At 73.2% G+C, this 16,375-nt stretch carries 12 protein-coding genes and 1 pseudogene; 2 read left to right on the forward strand and 11 right to left on the reverse strand.

Features of this window, described 5'->3' with window-relative positions; translation table 11 throughout:
• Window positions 1-274: 274 nt before the first annotated feature.
• The 6 genes from AC559T_RS28295 to AC559T_RS28320 form a co-directional block, all read right to left on the reverse strand.
• Window positions 275-2,218 carry a dipeptide ABC transporter ATP-binding protein gene (locus AC559T_RS28295; RefSeq protein WP_498870656.1) on the reverse strand — a complete coding sequence of 648 codons (1,944 nt, stop codon included), beginning with the start codon at window positions 2,216-2,218 and terminating at the stop codon, window positions 275-277.
• Window positions 2,215-3,096, reverse strand: coding sequence for an ABC transporter permease (locus AC559T_RS28300; RefSeq protein WP_235013545.1), 882 nt, complete (start codon window positions 3,094-3,096; stop codon window positions 2,215-2,217). The genes AC559T_RS28295 and AC559T_RS28300 overlap by 4 nt, the downstream gene beginning before the upstream one ends.
• A 25-nt stretch (window positions 3,097-3,121) precedes the next feature.
• Complete coding sequence (locus tag AC559T_RS28305; RefSeq protein WP_112104591.1) at window positions 3,122-4,069, reverse strand: ABC transporter permease; 948 nt, start codon at window positions 4,067-4,069, stop codon at window positions 3,122-3,124.
• A 2-nt stretch (window positions 4,070-4,071) separates the two neighbouring features.
• Window positions 4,072-5,592 carry an ABC transporter substrate-binding protein gene (locus AC559T_RS28310; protein WP_498870657.1) on the reverse strand — a complete coding sequence of 507 codons (1,521 nt, stop codon included), beginning with the start codon at window positions 5,590-5,592 and terminating at the stop codon, window positions 4,072-4,074.
• Window positions 5,593-5,826: 234 nt separating this feature from the next.
• Complete coding sequence (locus AC559T_RS28315; RefSeq protein WP_498870658.1) at window positions 5,827-7,116, reverse strand: LLM class flavin-dependent oxidoreductase; 1,290 nt, start codon at window positions 7,114-7,116, stop codon at window positions 5,827-5,829.
• Window positions 7,117-7,153: 37 nt separating this feature from the next.
• Window positions 7,154-8,398: an LLM class flavin-dependent oxidoreductase gene (locus AC559T_RS28320; RefSeq protein ID WP_498870659.1), complete on the reverse strand. Its 1,245-nt coding sequence runs from the start codon at window positions 8,396-8,398 to the stop codon at window positions 7,154-7,156.
• A gap of 286 nt (window positions 8,399-8,684) precedes the next feature.
• Here AC559T_RS28320 and AC559T_RS28325 point away from each other — a divergent pair, with 286 nt between their 5' ends.
• Entirely contained in the window at window positions 8,685-9,548 is an 864-nt protein-coding gene (locus AC559T_RS28325; protein ID WP_498870660.1) for an alpha/beta fold hydrolase, read from the forward strand.
• 31 nt (window positions 9,549-9,579) lie between these two features.
• On the opposite strand, the gene AC559T_RS28330 is transcribed toward AC559T_RS28325, so the two are convergent.
• From AC559T_RS28330 to AC559T_RS28350, 5 genes and pseudogenes are all read right to left on the reverse strand, one after another.
• Complete coding sequence (locus AC559T_RS28330) at window positions 9,580-10,218, reverse strand: GntR family transcriptional regulator (protein ID WP_498870661.1); 639 nt, start codon at window positions 10,216-10,218, stop codon at window positions 9,580-9,582.
• Window positions 10,219-10,504: 286 nt separating this feature from the next.
• Window positions 10,505-10,879: pseudogene (locus tag AC559T_RS28335) on the reverse strand (LLM class oxidoreductase); the annotation flags it as partial.
• Window positions 10,880-10,917: 38 nt separating this feature from the next.
• Entirely contained in the window at window positions 10,918-12,570 is a 1,653-nt protein-coding gene (locus AC559T_RS28340; RefSeq protein WP_498870662.1) for an IS1182 family transposase, read from the reverse strand.
• A 32-nt stretch (window positions 12,571-12,602) separates the two neighbouring features.
• Entirely contained in the window at window positions 12,603-14,090 is a 1,488-nt protein-coding gene (locus tag AC559T_RS28345) for a thiamine pyrophosphate-binding protein (protein ID WP_498870663.1), read from the reverse strand.
• 171 nt (window positions 14,091-14,261) lie between these two features.
• Window positions 14,262-15,005, reverse strand: coding sequence for an NIPSNAP family containing protein (locus AC559T_RS28350; RefSeq protein ID WP_498870664.1), 744 nt, complete (start codon window positions 15,003-15,005; stop codon window positions 14,262-14,264).
• A 213-nt stretch (window positions 15,006-15,218) separates the two neighbouring features.
• Between AC559T_RS28350 and AC559T_RS28355 the strand changes: the two genes are divergently transcribed.
• Window positions 15,219-16,328, forward strand: a complete 1,110-nt coding sequence (locus AC559T_RS28355) for an acyl-CoA dehydrogenase family protein (protein ID WP_498870665.1) — start codon at window positions 15,219-15,221, stop codon at window positions 16,326-16,328.
• Window positions 16,329-16,375: the final 47 nt, after the last annotated feature.

The raw sequence follows: 16,375 nt of genomic DNA on the forward strand, positions 1-16,375 counted from the left end.
ATTCGGCAACGGCGCACAGGCGGCAACCCGCACCTTCGCACCACGGCGCATCGGTTCCACCCGGCGCAGGGCCAGGAGCTGGTATTTCCGTGGAAGGTAGCTGGACGGTCCGATGTTCGACCGCATCCGCGGAACACCGGCTCCGACACCTACGTGCCGGGAATCACACGCATCGTCGGTGCCCTCGCGGGCGTTCCCGATGCCCGCCCGGCCGCCGCGGCAGCAGGGACGATCACGGCCGAAGGCAGCCGGGCGCCGGCCAGCCGGAGGTGGCTCAGACCTCCGGGAGCGTGGCCGGGGGCAGGGAGACCGAACCGCGGCCGGGGACGGCGGCGAGCAACGCACGGGTATAGGGATGGTCGGGAGCGCGGAACACCGCTTCGGCGTCACCCGCCTCGACGATCCGGCCGTCCTTCATCACCAACAGTCGATCACTCACATGGTGGATGACGCCGAGATCGTGGGAAATGAACATCAGGGCCACGCCGAGATCCCGGCGCAGCGTCGTCAGCAGGTCGAGGATCTGCGCCTGGATTGAGACGTCGAGCGCGGAGACCGGCTCGTCGCAGACCAGCACCCGCGGCGACGGCGCGAGCGCACGAGCGATCGCGACCCGTTGCCGCTGCCCACCGGAAAGCTCGCGCGGACGCCGGGCGACCATCGCCGCGGGCAGACCGACCTGGTCGAGCAGCTCGGCGACGCGCGCGCGGCGCGCCTGGCCGCGGGGCACCCCCGCGACCTCCACGGCCTCACCCAGGATGCGCCCGACGGTGTGCCGGGGATCGAACGACCCGAGCGGGTCCTGGTAGACGGCCTGGATCTGGCGGCGCCGGTCCCGCCGCTCCCGCTCGGGCACGCCGCTCCACGGCAGGCCGCCGAACGTCACCACGCCCTCGTCCGGCTGCTGGAAGCCGAGCACGATGCGCGCCAGCGTGGTCTTGCCCGAACCGGACTCGCCGACCACGCCGACCGCCTCGCCCACCCGCAGCTGCAGGCTCGCCGCCAGCACGGCGTCCCGCCAGCCCCCGTCGGGCCGCCGGAAGCGCTTCGAGACCCCGGCCACGTCCAGCAGAAGCTCCCCCGGCTCCACGGCCCGCCAGCCGGGCACGGCGTCCGGGACGGGCCTGTCCGCGCGGACCGCGGCCGCCGGCACGGCGGCGCCGGACGCCGTGCCGGGCCCGGCGGTGTCGAAGGGATGCCAGCACAAGGCGAGATGGCCGCCGAGATCAGCCTCGGGAACGGGCAGCCGTTCACGGCACCGGTCGTCGCCCCGCGCGCACGACGCGGCGTAGGGGCAGCCGAGCGGCCCGGCGCCGGGGCGCCCGACCACAGCGGGCGACAGGCGTGCCCCCCTGGGGTGCAACGCGGGCACGGCCGCGAGCAGCGCCCGGGTGTAGGGGTGACGCGGCCGGTCGAGCACCGCCGTCGCCGGGCCGCTTTCCACGACAAGACCGGCGTACATCACCACGATGTGATCGGCCAGGCCGGCCACCACGGCCAGGTCGTGGCTGATCAGCAGAATGGCCGTGCCGTCGCCACGCAGCCGGTCGAGCAGCGCGAGGATCTGCCGCTGGACGGTGGCGTCGAGGGCCGTGGTCGGCTCGTCGGCCAGCAGCAGCCGCGGCCGGGCCGCGATCGCGGAGGCGATCAGGGCCCGTTGACGCAGGCCGCCGGAGAGCTGGTGCGGGTACTGGCCCACCCGCTGCCCGGGGTCGGGGACACCCACGTCGGCCAGCAGCGAGAGCACCCGCTCGGCCCGCCGGGACGGCTCGACGGTGCGGTGGGTCCGCAGCACCTCCCCGATCTCGGCGCCCACCCGGCGCAGCGGATCCAGCGAGACCAGGGCGTCCTGCAGGACCAGTCCGATGCCGGCGCCGCGCACCGCGCGCCAACGGCTCTCGGTCAACGCGGTGAGATCCAGCCCGTCGAAGGTCAGCGCGCGGGCCGTCACCCGCGATCGTGCCCCGGTCAGGCCGACGAGCGTACGGGCCGTGACGCTCTTGCCCGACCCGGACTCGCCGACGATCGCCAGGCACTGCCCGGCGGCCAGGGTGAACGAGGCGCCGCGCACGGCGCGCAACGGCTCGCCCTCGCCGGTGAAGGTGACGTCGAGGCCGTCGACGACGAGCAGCGGGGCCGGGTCCTTCTCCCGCGACCGCGTGGCACCGGCCGGAGCCGACAGGGCCGGTGCCACGGACGGAGGTTCGACCGCGCTCATGACCCGGACCTGCCCGCGAAACGGGTGCGCGCGTAGCCGCCGAGCACGTTGACCGCGAAGACCACCACCGTCAGCGTCGCGCCGGGGAAGACGGCGATCCACCATGCCGTGGAGAGGAAGTCACGGCCTTCGGCGAGCATCGAGCCCCATTCCGGATCGGGCGGCTCGGTGCCCAGGCCGAGGAAGCTGAGCACCGACGAGGAGACCAGCGCCGCACCGAAGCCGACGGTGGCCAGCACCAGCAGGGGGGTCAGGGTGTTCGGCACGACGTGCCGACGGATCAGCGTCGCGCGGGGCAGGCCGAGCCCGAGAGCCGCCTCGACGTAGCCGGAACGCCGCACGCCCAGCGCCTCCGCGCGCACCAGCCTGGCGTAGGGCGGCACCGAGGCGATCGCCACGGCCAGCGCCACGTTGCCGGTGCCCGCGCCGAGCACCGCCACGACGAGCAGCGCCAGCAGCAGGGCGGGCACCGCGAGCAGGACGTCGACGAGGCGCATGAGGACCCCGTCCGCGATCCGGCCGCCCAGCGCGGCGGTGAGCCCGAGCACGGCGCCGCCGCCGGCACCGAGCACCGTCGCGAACAGGCCGAGCAGCAGCGCGGGACGGGTGCCGTAGAGCACCCGGGTGTAGATGTCGCGCCCGAGTTGGTCGGTGCCGAACCAGTGGCCGCCGCCCGGGCCGAGCAGGGCGTCGACCGGAGCGGTGTCGTTGGGGGCATGCCCGGTGAACAGTCCCGGGGCGACGGCCACGGCGACGACCAACGCGACGACGACCGCCGCGGCGAGCACCACGGGACGCCCGGCGCGGCGCCGCCGGGCGCGGGCCGGCGCGAGCACGCCGAACCCGCCCGCCGCGGCGGAGGCGTCCAGCGCCGTCACGGCGCACCCGACACGGCGGACACGGTCATACGACGGCCTCCACGGTCCGGAGCCGGGGGTCGATGACCAGGTACAGCAGATCGACCACGGCGGAGATGATCACGAAGACGAACGCGGAGAGGACCACGACCGCCATCACCACGGGCATGTCGGCCGTGGTCACCGCCCGCAGCAGCAGCGAACCGACGCCGGGCCGGCCGAAGACCGTCTCGATCGGCACCACGCCGCCGATCAGCGTGCCCGTCAGCCAGCCGGTGAGGGTGACCGCGGGCACCGCCGCGTGCCGCAGCACGTGACGCAGCCGCACCGCGGTCTGGCTGAGGCCACGGGCCCGGGCGGTGACCACGAACGGCTGGGTGAGCGCGGCCTCCATGCCCTCGCGCAGCACCTGGGCCAGCATCCCGGCGATGGCCAGCGCGAGGGTGAGGGCCGGCAGGACGAGCGAGGACAGGTCCTGCGCCCCGGCGACCGGGAAGATCTGGAGCTGGAACGAGAACAGGGCGAGCAGCACGATCCCGACCCAGAAGCCCGGGGTGGAGACCGCGGTGAGCTCACCGGCCCAGGCCAGCGCCCGCAGCCAGGGCCAGCGCCCGGCTGTCGCCACCGCCGAGACCACCGCGAGGACCACGGCGATCCCGAGGGCGGCCAGCGCGAGCTGCACCGTCGGCCAGAGCTGGTCGCCGATCAGCCGGGAGACCGGCTGCTGCGACTGGTAGGACTCGCCGAGGTCCCCGCGTGCCAGCCCGCCGATGTAGCGCAGGTACTGCACGATCACAGGCCGGTCGAACCCGTAGTCCGCGCGGATGCGCGCCCGGACCTCCTCCGGGGCCTGGGACATCGGGCCGAGCAGGCGCTGCACGGGGTCTCCGGGCAGCGCCTGCAGGGCCGCGAAGGCGAGGGTGGCCGCGCCGAGCATCACCGCGACGGCCGCGAGCAGTCGCGCCACGATCGCGCGGGCCACCCGGCGCGGCATGCTCACGCCCGGTCCCGCCAGGCGTCGTACCAGCTCACCCAGGTGTTCGGGTCGAAGTCCAGACCGTTGATCCGGTCGGCGACCCCGAGCAGCGTGCTCGACACGTACAGCGGGACCGTCAGCGCCAGGTCGATCACCCGCTGCTGGGCCTGCCCGTAGACGTCGTCGCGCACGGCCTTGTCGAGGGTCGTGGCCCCGGTGTTCGTCCACTCGTCGAGCCGCGGGTCGGAGATGAACGACGCGTTCTGGCCGGCCGGGGGCAGGCTCGCGGTGTTGAAGAACAGCCGCAGCACGTCGGGCTCGAAGCGGGCCCACTGGAAGTCGAGGACGTGGTACGCGCCTTCCAGCGACTTGGTCTGCGACTCCCCGACCTCGATGACCGGGTGCGCCAGCTCGATCCCGACCTTCTTCAGGTCAGCCTGGATGGCCTGACCGAGCACGTCCCGCTGCTCGCGCACGTACTGGGCGGGCAGCGCCGGCCAGAGCACGGAGAGCCGCTGGCCGCCCTTGGTCCGGTACCCGTCGGCGTCCCGTCCGGTCCAGCCGGCCTCGTCCAGCAGGGAGTTGGCCTTGTCCTGGTCGAACGGCCAGGAGTTCTCCAGCTTGGCGTTGTACGAGGGGGTCGTCGGCGACAGCGGGCTCCAGGCCCGGTCGTACTCCCCGAAGTAGACGGTCTTGACGTCGGTCTCGATGTCGATCGCGAGCTGGAACGCCTGGCGGACGCGCAGGTCGTCGAACGGGGCCTTCCGGCTGTTGAGGTAGAGCGAGTACGGGGCTCCGGCGGCCTGCTGGCTGATCACCTCGAGCCCGGGTGTGCGGCGCACGGCCGCGACGTTCGTCGGCGCGATCGAGCGGGCCGCGTCGACCTGGCCACTGGTCAGGGCGCCAAGGCGGGTGGAGGCCTCCGGCAGCAGCCGGATCTCCAGGCGGTCCAGGTAGGCGGGGCCGCGATGCGCCGCAGTCTCCGGAGCCCAGTCGTAGTCCGGGTTCTTCACCAGGGTCAGGCCCTGGTTCTGGGTGATGGACTGAACGCTGAACGGACCGGTGCCCACCAGCGCCGGACCGCCGCCGCAGAACTTGTCCACGCTGTCGGCAAGCGCCTTCGGCGAGTAGAAGCCCAGGTACGCGGTGCTCGCCGCCTGCAGGAACGGAGCGAAGGGCTTCGAGAAGGAGATCTTCACCGTCAGCGGGTCGACCACCTCGACGCCCTTGTAGGGGCCGAGCAGGGCGATGGCGAACTGCGACTTGGTGTCCGCCGAGACGATGTGGTCGAAGTTGGCCTTGACCGCCTCGGCGTCGAACCGCGTGCCGTCGGTGAACGTCACGCCTTCGCGCAGGTGGAAGGTGTAGCTGGTCAGGTCATCCGCGACCTCCCATCGCGTGGCCAGCCACGGGTGGAACTTGCCGTCGATGTCCTCGAACACGAGCGAGTCGAAGACACCGCGCTGGATCTCTCCGGTGATGTCCTGGGGGCTGACGTGGATGTCGAAGCAGGCGGGGAACGTGTCGACGGCGTACGTCACGGTTCCACCCGCGACGGGCGTCGCCGAATCGTTACTCTCCGCATCTCCACCTGAACCGCAGGCGGTCAACAGGAGCGCGCCGCAGGCCGCGCCCGCGGCGAGGATCCGTACCGGTCCGAAAAAACGCATGAAGGTGCTCCGAGAGGAATTCCGAAAGAACGCGAACGGCTGGATGACGTGCGACGAACGACGGGAACCGGCGGTGGCCGGTGGCCGGGGTGACGGCCGGGTGACTCAGGCGGTGGCGGCGCCCGCCGTGACCTCTCTCGTGAGGGCCGCCGCGGGCCCGCGCGCGCCGCCCGAGGGCACCGGGGGCAGTCCCAGCCGCGTGCGCAGCGTCGTCCCGGCGGGGTCTGTGCGCAGGGCGCCCGCGGCACGCAGCGCGGGAGCGACGCTGTCGACGAACTGCGTGAGGCCGTCGAGGAGGCCCGCGGCCGCCGCGCCGGCCGCGCCGGCCAGGCGTACCGGCGGCACCAGGAGGAACCCGTCGGCGGCGCCGGCCCACACATCCCCGGCGATGTCGCGGGCGATGGTCTCGGCGGCGCCGACGAACGCGAATGTTCCGCCCGCTGACCCGTCGGCGGCCGCGGCACCGGCCGCACCCGCGCCGAGCACGAAGGACACCGCGGGCAGGACGAGCAGGTCCCCGGGAACCCGCCCGTGCAGCGCGAGGCGTTCGTGCAGGTCCGCGCGGAAGGCGATGCCGGCGTCGGGGCCCGCGTACGGGGTGATCACGACGTCCGCGACGGCGGCGGCGAGATCGCGCTGACGGCGGGCGTCCTCGCCGTCCCCCGCGGCGGCGACGAGCAGGACCGGCGGGCGGCCCTGCGGCGAGCGCGGGACGTTGAACCGACCGTCGATGTCGAAGTGCCGGCCGCGGTAGGTGAAGGATCCGGCCCGTGGGTCGGCGAGGAACGTGCCCGCGGCGGGATCCACCACCAGGTCCTCGTCGGCCCAGGAGCCGAACAGGCTCGCGGCGGCCGCCAGGAACTCGCGGGTGCGCTCGGCCCGGTCGACACCGAGAAGGCCGGGGCCGTGCCGGAAGTTCGCACCGGCCCGCTCGTCCAGGGTGGTGACGACGTTCCAGGCGGCCCGGCCCCCGGAGAGATGGTCGAGCGTCGCCAGCCTGCGGGCCACCGCGTAGGGCTCGCCGAACGTCGTGGTGGCCGTGGCTGCCAGGCCGAGTCCGTCGGTGACCGAGGCGAGCGCGGCCAGCAGCGTGAGCGGGTCCGGCCGGCCGGCGGCACCGGCCTGCTCCGTGTCGGGGTCGCCGGGCGTGGCAACCTCGTCGGCGGCGGGCAGCCGCAGGTCCTCCCCCAGCAGCAGGAAGTCGAACCCGCCCCGTTGCGCGGTCTGGGCGAACTGGACGTAGGTCCGGAAGTCGACAAGATCGCGCGCGCGCAGGGCGGCGGTCGGGGCGCCTGCGCCGGAGCTGGTCGGCGGGGCCGCGCTCAGGTCGGCGCTCGCGTGTACCGGGGCCGGGAACGCGACGGCGAGGTGTATCGGCGGGCGGGGCTGGGTCATCGGGATCTCCTCGCGGGTCAGGCCGGGCGGACCTCGGTCATGCGGCGACGAACCGGTTGGCCGGGTGCGGCAGGCCGAGCAGCCCGCGCAGCGTGTCGGCCTCGTAGGCCGAGCGGAACGCCCCCCGCCGCCGCAGCTCGGGGACGAGCAGGCGGGAGATGCCCTCGACGTCCGCGGCCGCGACGCCCGGGCGCAGGCGGAACCCGGTCAGCCCCGCGTCCCGCCATGCGAGCAGGAGGTCCGCGAGCTCGCCGGCCGTGCCGGCGAAGACCCGCGCGTCGGAGACCAGCGGGGTGCCCGCCAGGTCGTCCAGGCGCGCCTTGCGGTCGGCGGCGCGGGCCCCGTCCGCGTCGAGGAAGACGATCAGATCCCCGAAGATGTGCAGGGTCTGGTCACCGCGGCCGGCGGCGTCCTGCTCGAACCGGATCTCGTCGATGATCGGTCGGATGTGCTCGACCTCGTGCGGCGTCACGAAGACCACGTCGTAGGCACGGGCCGCCAGTCGGTAGGGAATCGTGACGTGTGCGAGCCCGACGACCACCGGTTGGCCCTGCGGCGGGCGCGGGACGGTCGCCGGACCCCGCACCCGCCAGTGCGAACCTTCCAGGTCGACGGGGTGCGTCCTGTTCCGGTCGATGTGGCGCCGGTCGAGGTGAGTCCCACCCCCGCCCGGGTCGGACCGGCGGCCGGCCGGGACCGCGCGGATCTCGGCGTCGTCCTCCACGCTGTCCCACAGCCGCCGCGCGGCCTCCACGAACTCGGCGGCCTCGTCGAAGACGTCCTTCATGAGCGCGAGGACCTCGGGGGCCTCGAGGTCGGCGACGGACAGCGGCGGGATCTCCCGGCGCCCGAAGTGACCGGCTTCGTGGTTGCGGCCGGCGCCCTGGGCGCGCCAGCCCGCTCGACCCGACGTGATGTGGTCCAGCGTCGCGATCGCGCTCGCGACCGCGAACGGCTCGGAGTGGGTGATCACGGTGCTCGGCGCGAGCCCGATGTGGCGCGTGTGCGGGGCGACCCGAGCGGCGAGCAGCACCGCGTCCAACCGCCCGCGGACCAGGTCCGTCCGGTCATCATGGCTGTGGAACTGCGTGGACTGCAGGATGAAGGCGTCCTCGAAGGTCACGAGGTCCAGCAGCCCTCGCTCGGCCTCACGGACGAGGTCGATCCAGTACCCGGCGGTGAACAGGCTGGCCGCCTGTGACTCGGGTGCCCGCCACGCCGCGGGATGCCAGCCGGCGCCGTCGAGCGCCACGGCCAGGTGCAGGGGTGGCGGTGCGGGCATGGGACCTCTTCCTGTGGGTGGCGCTGTTCCACCTACGCCCGGAGCTCTCTCCGGAACGCGCCGTCAGGATGATCATCCTTGCGTCGCCGACCGCCCCGGTACACCCGGCATCGCGCCCCCTACGACCCCTGTTTCCGGAGGTCGGGCCACTGCGCCCCCGTACCCGGTTTCACCGGGCCGGCCGCTCGGCGGGTTCGGGAACAGCCCCCGGCGGCCGGACCACGAGGATCCGGTCCGCCGGGGTGAACGGTTTCCCCGGCCGCGCGCCGCCGCTACTGTCCGGTTGGTGGCATACGCGAACGTCGACGGCCTTCGAATCGGCTACGACCTGATCGGCGACGGTGAGCGGACCTGGGTGCTGACGCCGGGTGGTCGCTTCCCCAAGGAGACCCCGGGTCTGCCGGAACTCGCCCGGGCACTCGCCGCTGACGGCAATCGGGTCCTGCTGTGGGACCGGCCGAACAGCGGCGGGTCCGATCTGCGCTTCACGGGTCCGAGCGAGCCGCGGATGCAGGCCGACACCCTCGCCGCGCTCCTGACGGAGCTCGACCTCGGGCCGGCGGTGCTCGCCGGCGCGACCGTGGGCTCCCACATCTCGCTACTCACCGCCGCGCATCACCCGGAGGTGGTCTCCGGCCTGTCCCTGTGGTGGATCAGTGGCGGCGTGATGGGCCTCATGATCCTCGCGAACGTCTACTACACGCCGGCCATCACGGCCGCGTGGACGACCGGCATGGACGCGGTGGCGGCGCTGCCCGACTGGGCCCCGCTGCTCGACCGGAACGAGCGGAACCGACGCCAGGTCCTTGATCAGGACAGGGAGGCCTTCCTCGCCACCATGCAGCGGTGGATGGCCGCCTACTGCCCGCGGCCCGGCGAGCAGGTGCAGGGCCTGCCCGACGAGCTCGCGCGCGCCATCACCGTCCCCGCCCTCGTGTTCCGCGGCGGCGCGAGTGATCCCTTCCACCCGCGGGCGACGTCGGAGGCGCTGGCCGGCCTGCTGCCGAACGCCCGGCTGGTCGAGCCCCCCTGGGGCGACCGCGAGTACCTCGACCGCCAGGCCGAACGGGAGAGCGCCGGCGGTCTGTTCGTCCGCTGGCCGCTGCTGGCCCCGGCACTGCGGGACTGGGCCCGCGAGGCTCTCGGCTGAGCCGGGGCCGGGAGTCAGGCGGGGCCGGGAGTCAGGACGTCGCGGCCTCGTCGGGGACCCAGAGGATGTTGCGGGCCCGGAGCAGGTCGACGACGCGCTCACCGTGCTGCTGGAGGAGCGAGACGAACGCGGCGTTGGCGCGCTCCCCGTCGCGCGCCCGCACGGCTCGGGAGACCGCCGTGATCCCCTTCTTCTGCGGGTCGATCGTGCCCGGCACCAGCTCGAAGAAGTTGCCGGGGATGATGCCGTTCATCTGCCGGCTCATCGCCTTCAGCCGCGACGACCGCGCGAGCGCGAAGATCTGGCGCAGGAACACCTCGTTCGCGTCCCGGACGGCGGTGGGATCGGTCGCGGCCCGCAACGCGCGCTCGGCTGTCTGCAGCCGGGCCAGCCCGTCGTCGTCGCCGCGTTCGGTGGCGCGCTGCGCGGCGTAGCCGTAGAGCAGGCCGATGAGCCCGTAGTGGTCGCGGACGGAGTTCTCGTCCAGGCCGTGGACGAACGCGCCGCGGTGCAGCTCGTTCGTCACCCAGCCCTCCTGGTCGAGGACGATGATGGCCTCGCGGACGGGAATCCGGCTCACCCCGAGATCCTCCGCGATCTCGTCCTGCCGGACATGGTCGCCCTGACACAGCTCACCGGAGAAGATCAGGTTCCGGATGTAGTCCGCCACCTGGGCGCCGCTGCTGCGCCGGTCGATCGCGGCACGCCGCTGCGTCGCGGTCGTGGTCGACGCGGCTCGACCTTGGGGAGGTATTGCGGGCTCCTTCGACGCGGCGGCGCCGCTGAAGGAGACACCTCCACCGCGTCACCCGGCGCCGAGGCGGCCGCAGCCCGTCGATCGTATCGATCGATCGGGGGCGCGGGCGAACCGCCCACCCGGCCCGCATGGCGAACCGGGTGGCCTGGCCAGTGCCTGGACCAGGGAGAACGGGTCGGGCAGCCGGGCGGCCGCCGGCCTACCGGAGCGCGGGAGCGAGCCGGCGCCACTGCTCGCGTGGAAAGGCCTTCGGGTCGGCGGTGAGAACCTGGACGCAGACGTGGTCGGCACCGGCGGCCCGGTGTTCGTCGACCCGGCGCCGGATCGCGTCCTCGTCCCCCCAGGCGATCAGGGCGTCGAAGAGCCGGTCGCTGGCGTCCGCGACGTCGTCGGTGAAGCCGAGCCTGCGGATGTTGTTCGCGTAGTTCGGCAGCCCCAGGTACCCGCGCAACCAGTCCCGGCCGATCGCGTGGGCCTCGTCGGCGTCGGTGGTGAGGATCACCGTCTGCTCGGGGAGCACGAGGGGCCCGGCTCCCAGGCTCTCGCGTGCCTGCCGGGTGTGCTCGGGCTTGACGTCCTCCCCGGTCTGAAGGACTCCGTTGCCCAATTTGGTCATGCGGCGAGTGCGGAGGTGAGGGCGTTGAAGTGGCTGGTTCGGGTTCGTCCGATCGGGGTGTCGGTCCACCAGCCGTGGAGGCGGACGAGGTTGATCGCGGTCGCGGCGAAGACGTGGGCGAGATGGTTCTTGGGCAGGCCGTGGTAGCGGGCGTGGCGGATACCGGTGGTGGCGGTGGCCTGGTGCATGGTTCCCTCGACGCCGGCCCGGAGGTCGTAGCGCTTCTTCCACGCGTCGGTGGCCTGCTCGGCGCGGAGCCGTTCAAGCAGTTCGTGCTGGTCGCGGGGACGCAGGGTGAGCTTGCGGGCCGCGGTCGCCGAGGAGGTGCAGCGGGCGCGCAGCGAGCAGGGCAGGCAGTCCACCCTGCGGAAATCGACCTTCAGGACGGGTTTCCCTCGGGCCTTCTCGGTTCGCCAGGTGCTGCTGGCGGCGCCGTTCGGGCAGGTGGCCTGCTGTCGGTCCCAGTCGATGGTGAAGTCGGTGTGATCGAAGGCGCCGGGGGTGCGTGCCTGCCAGGAGGTGTTCACTCCGAGCGGGCCGACCAGTTCGACGCCATGCTCGGCCGCGCTGGTCAGGAACAGATCGGTGGAGGTGTAGCCGGTGTCGACGGCGTGTTCGGCGGGCAGCAGACCACGGCTGGCGAGGTGGGCGTGCACGACAGGGGTCGTCTCCTGGTCGGTGACGGTGGCGTCGGTGGTCTCCACGTTGGTGATCATGTGTGGGGTGTCGTCGTCGCAGGTCTCGGTGAGGTGGACCTTGTAGCCGACCCAGCCAGACCCGCGTTTGATCCCGTAGCGTGCGTCAAGGTCATAGGGAGAGGCCAGCCGGCGTCTGCCCGGCGGGAGGTCCTTGTCCTCCCGCCAGGCCACCTCCGTCCCGGTGCGGTGGTACTGCTGGACCCACGCGACGCGCAGGACGTCGATCGCGGGGATCTCGCGCAGCCAGGCCGGCGCGTCGGGAGCGCCGACTGCCGTGAGCAGGGTGAACCCGTCCCGGCCGATCATGACGGCCAGCTCGGCGCGGCCCGACGCCGACCCCGGCAGCCGGTAGGACTCCACCCGCGCCGCATAGCGACGGTCCCAACCGGGCTCGACGACCCCGGCCAGCCAGCCAGGGGCCGCCGCGGCCAGCGCCTCAAGCGCCCCACGCATCGTCTCACCGACGAACTCGAGCCGGTTGAGCGAGCGCACCGCGGCCAGCACATGGGTGGAATCGGTGCGGGCCCGCCCGCCCGCGCGCAGCAGCCCGAGGTCCGACAGCCGCGCGAGCAGCAGGTCCAGAACCTTCTCCTCCAGACCATGTTCCACGAGCCGGACCCGGAACCCGCTCAGCACGGAGAAGTCGAAACCCGGGTCGTCGAGACCGAGGCCAAGCGCGTACTTCCAGTCGATCCGCCCCCGGACCTGCTCCGCAGCCTGCCGGTCAGTGAGGTTCTCGGCGAACTGCAACACCGAGACCAGCGCCAACTGGCCCGGCGAACAGCCCGGCCGGCCCCGGGTCGCGAACGCCGACACGAACTCCTCGTCGCCGAACAACTCCCCGATCTCGTCGCGCACCCGGATCGCCAGAGCACCCCGCGGGAACGCCGCCCGCGCGACCCGCGCGGTCATCTCGGGAACCTCCGGCCACGGCTGTGGCTGCAACGACACCGCACACCTCACCAGACAGACAGGGACATCGCCTACCGTGCAGCCATCATCGCCCACAGCGAGGAACGCATTGGGCAACGGAGTCCTGAAGGACGGGGCCTGCGCGCCACGTTTTCCCGGTCACCGATTCTCGCGCGTGGCGCTCCCCCCGGCCAGGCGACGAGCGGACCGCACACGTCGACCAGCGCGGCCGTCGGGGCGAAGTCCACGGGCACCTCGATCACGTGGACACCCGGCCGGGCCAGCGCGGTGGCAAGGTGGTCGCGGTGCTGCGCGGCCGACCGCGGGGCGCCGCCGTCGCCCCACACCTCGACCACCAGGGTGCCGACGAGGCGCGACGCCCACTCGACCAGGGCGGCGACGGCCCCGTCCCGGGGCGGGGTGTCGACGACGGCCACCCCGACGCCGCCCGTGCGCAGGACGGCGCCGAGCGCCCCGGCGACCGCGACGCCCGCGCTGCCGGCCGCGGGGACCCGCGCGCTACCGAGCCGCGTCGTCGGCAGCGCGCGCGCCAGCCACATCGCGGCCCTCCCGGGCTCGGTCCAGACCGCCGCTTCCCCGGGGAGGACCGCCGCGACGTCGGCCGCCGCGCGGGCCGGGTTGAGCGGGGCGTCCTCGCGCCCGTACAGCGGCTGGACCACCGCCGCGAGCTCGCGGTAGAGCCGCGGTCGCGCAGCGCCCACCGCGGTCCTGGAGCGAACGCCGACCGCCCCCCGGACGAGGTCGTCCAGGCCCAGGTGGAGCAGTTGTTCCGGGCGCACGCCGGCCGCGCGCAGCAGGGCTTCGGGGCACTCGTCTGCGTCCACGCCGACGGCGGCCACGAGGCCCGTCGCCACCGCCCCAGCCCCGGCCCCGGCCCCGGCCAGGGCCAGGTCCCGTTCCTGCAGGCATCCGGTACCCAGGTGGAACGGGCTGTCCCAGCGGAAGAGCCCCTTGGCCGTGAAGGTGTTGAGGACCCCCAGGCCGGTCGCTTCGGCGAAGGAGCGCAGCGCGTCCTGCGCCCCTGCCCGGACGACGCCGCGGCCGGCCAGGACGAGGTCGACGTCGAATCGGCCGGCACCGGGCGCCGGGGGCGCGGTGTCGCCGTCGAACGTGGCCAGGCGGGCCGCCAGGGACGGGTCACACCCGGCACCGGCGGGCGTGGCGGACCCGTCCGCCCCGTCCGCCACTGCCGGCGTGACCGGCGCGGCCGGGTCGAACCCGAGCCGGACGCTCAGGGTCCCCCGGCCGCGCCGGCGGGCGTCCCTCACCAGGGTCTCCAGGTCGGCGGGAGCCCCTGCCGGCACGGGCTCCCGCCTGGCGGCCGGGACGGGCCGGGAGACGAGGGTGAGCACGTCCCGGTCGAGAACCGCGCCGAGCCCGCCGCCCATCGTCCCCTCGGCCTCGGCGACGAGCCGGGCGCTGGCGAGGTCGGGTGCCACATGGAGCCGAATCCCGGGAACGTCGCCGGCCGTCGGGCCGGTGGGTGGGCAGAGCAGGTACCCGACGCCGAGGCGTCGCAGCAGGTCCCCCAGCGACATCCCAACTCCCGCGACACTGCTAGGATAATTTATACAAAATCATAGAAGGTTGATGTCGGGCCGTCGACCACCGCTACCGGTGGCTGTCACAGCGACGGCCGGCCACGCGATCCCGGCGGCCACCGGGGCCCGCGGACACGGAAGGGAGGGCGGATCCCGTGGACGACCGCCTCAGAGATCACTCCAGCCCTCGTGCCGGTCGGCCCTCGCCGGCTGCCGGCCGAGACGCAGCGGAGAGAGCGGAGCGTCGCGCATGAGCAGACGGCTCGACGACTCGCTGACCTCCCAGAGCCGCCGCCGCCACCGGTTGGCGGCCGATCCGGGCATGTCCAGCGCCTTCTCCAGATCGGCCCAGGCCACCCAGTTCGGGATCGCCCAGACGAGCACACACTCCGAATCGTCGGCCAACGCAGTCCTGAATGCGCCGACGAGCTGCCAGCCATGCCCCGCATAGACGGGAACCGCTTCCTCCGCGATGATCGACAGAAAACTTGCCGCCGTACCGCGCGGTACCCTGACCATCTCATGGGCGTAGACCTCGCCCCGCACACCCGCCACGCAAAGCTCCGAGATCGTCCGGGACCACGGGGCGGGAATCAGTACACGGTCGAGTCCGCCGGAGCGGTACTCAGCGGCCTCCTGCCACCATTTCTCCAGCTTTGGATCCTGGAACGACGCGCTCGATGTCTCGTGCCGCAGACCCGCTGCCAGCCCGTCGAAACCGTCCTCCTCCCAGAGGTTGACGACCTGTGGCCACCGGCCGGTCGTCCCCACGACTCCCCATACCCCATAGCACAGCTGGTTGCGCTCCTCCTGTGCTATCGGACTCCAGTTCGCCGTCATATGGTGGACGTAGTTCGCGCGGTTCGCGCCTTTGATGTCGATGAACTCATGCGTGTAAACCTTGGTGTTCACGGCCAGCAACCCTCCGGCGCCTTCTCGGCAATGTCGGATGCGTGGGCGCCGTTTTCAGCAGTACCATATAGAGCGGAACCGATCAACACCATGAATTCGCCGCCAGTCGTGCGCACCGGGCCGACCCCAGAGGAAGCAGCGGCCGCCACGGAACATGTTTTCAGCCCCGCTGGCGGCCCCGGCGGACCGCCGTCCGAACATTCGGGAGGTTCGATGAGCTCGCCGTTCACCGAGGAGCGCGAGGAACTGCGCGCGGCCGTACGCTCCTTCCTCGAGGACTCGTCGTCGGAGCACGCGGTACGCACCCAGATGGAGACCACCTCCGGCTATGACCCCGCGGTGTGGGCCGTGTTGGCGCAGCAACTCGGCCTGCCGGGTCTGGCCATTCCCGAGGAGTACGGCGGGGCCGGGTTCGGCTTCGCGGAGCTGGCGGTCGTCTTCGAGGAGATGTGCCGCGTCCTGTTCTGCGGGCCCTTCCTCGCCACGGTGACGGCAGGCCAGGCCATCCTCGCCACGGGTGACACCGCCGCCTGCGCCGATCTGCTCCCCGGCATCGCCGGCGGCCGGCGGATCGCCACGCTCGCCGTCACCGAGGCGGACGGCCGCTGGGAGGAGGACGCCCTGCGGACCCGGGCGACACGGGCCGGCGAGAGCTGGCGCCTGGACGGCACCAAGATGTTCGTGCTCGACGGGTGCTCCACCGACCTGCTCGTGATCGCGGCCCGCACACCGGCCGGGACAGGCCTGTTCGCGGTCGACGCGACGGCGGCCGGGCTTCGGCGCACGCCGCTCGCGACGCTGGACCAGACCCGCCGGCAGGCCCGGTTGGACCTCGACGCGGTGGACGCCCGGTTGCTCGGCTCGGACGGCGCGGGCTGGGCCGCCGTGGAGCAGGGCTTCCAGCGTGCCCTCGTCGCCCTCGCGGCGGAGCAGACGGGGGGCGCCGCCCGGGTGCTGGAGATGGCTGTCGGGTACGCGCGGTCGAGGATGCAGTTCGGCCGCCCGATCGGGTCCTTCCAGGCCGTCAAGCACAAGTGCGCCGATGTGCTGATCGAGGTCGAGTCCGCCCGGTCCGCCGCGTATGAGGCCGCGGCGGCCGCGGCGGGCGACCCCGAGCTGCCACTCGTCGCCAGCCTCGCGGCGGCCTACTGCTCCGACGCCTACCTGCATGCCGCGGCGGAGAACATCCAGATCCACGGCGGGATCGGCTTCACCTGGGAGCACCCGGCCCATCTGTACTTCAAGCGGGCGTCCAGCGCCCGGCTGATGTTCGGCGACCCGGCGCAGCACCGCGAACGGGTCGCGCGGCTCCTCCCGGTCTAGAAGGCTTGGGCGGGCGAAGCCGCGAAGGATGGGTCAAGTTCGGGGCG

Origin of the sequence: Frankia sp. Hr75.2, assembly GCF_949319125.1 — a bacterium.
GTDB classification, from domain to species: Bacteria; Actinomycetota; Actinomycetes; order Frankiales; family Frankiaceae; genus Parafrankia; species Parafrankia soli.

Excerpts from the sequence above, each read along its gene's own strand:
- AC559T_RS28295 (WP_498870656.1), bottom strand. The coding sequence starts at position 2,218 with ATGAGCGCGGTCGAACCTCCGTCCGTGGCACCGGCCCTGTCGGCTCCG.
- AC559T_RS28305 (WP_112104591.1), bottom strand. The coding sequence starts at position 4,069 with ATGCCGCGCCGGGTGGCCCGCGCGATCGTGGCGCGACTGCTCGCGGCC.
- AC559T_RS28315 (WP_498870658.1), bottom strand. The coding sequence starts at position 7,116 with ATGACCCAGCCCCGCCCGCCGATACACCTCGCCGTCGCGTTCCCGGCC.
- AC559T_RS28320 (WP_498870659.1), bottom strand. The coding sequence starts at position 8,398 with ATGCCCGCACCGCCACCCCTGCACCTGGCCGTGGCGCTCGACGGCGCC.
- AC559T_RS28345 (WP_498870663.1), bottom strand. The coding sequence starts at position 14,090 with ATGTCGCTGGGGGACCTGCTGCGACGCCTCGGCGTCGGGTACCTGCTC.
- AC559T_RS28355 (WP_498870665.1), top strand. The coding sequence starts at position 15,219 with ATGAGCTCGCCGTTCACCGAGGAGCGCGAGGAACTGCGCGCGGCCGTA.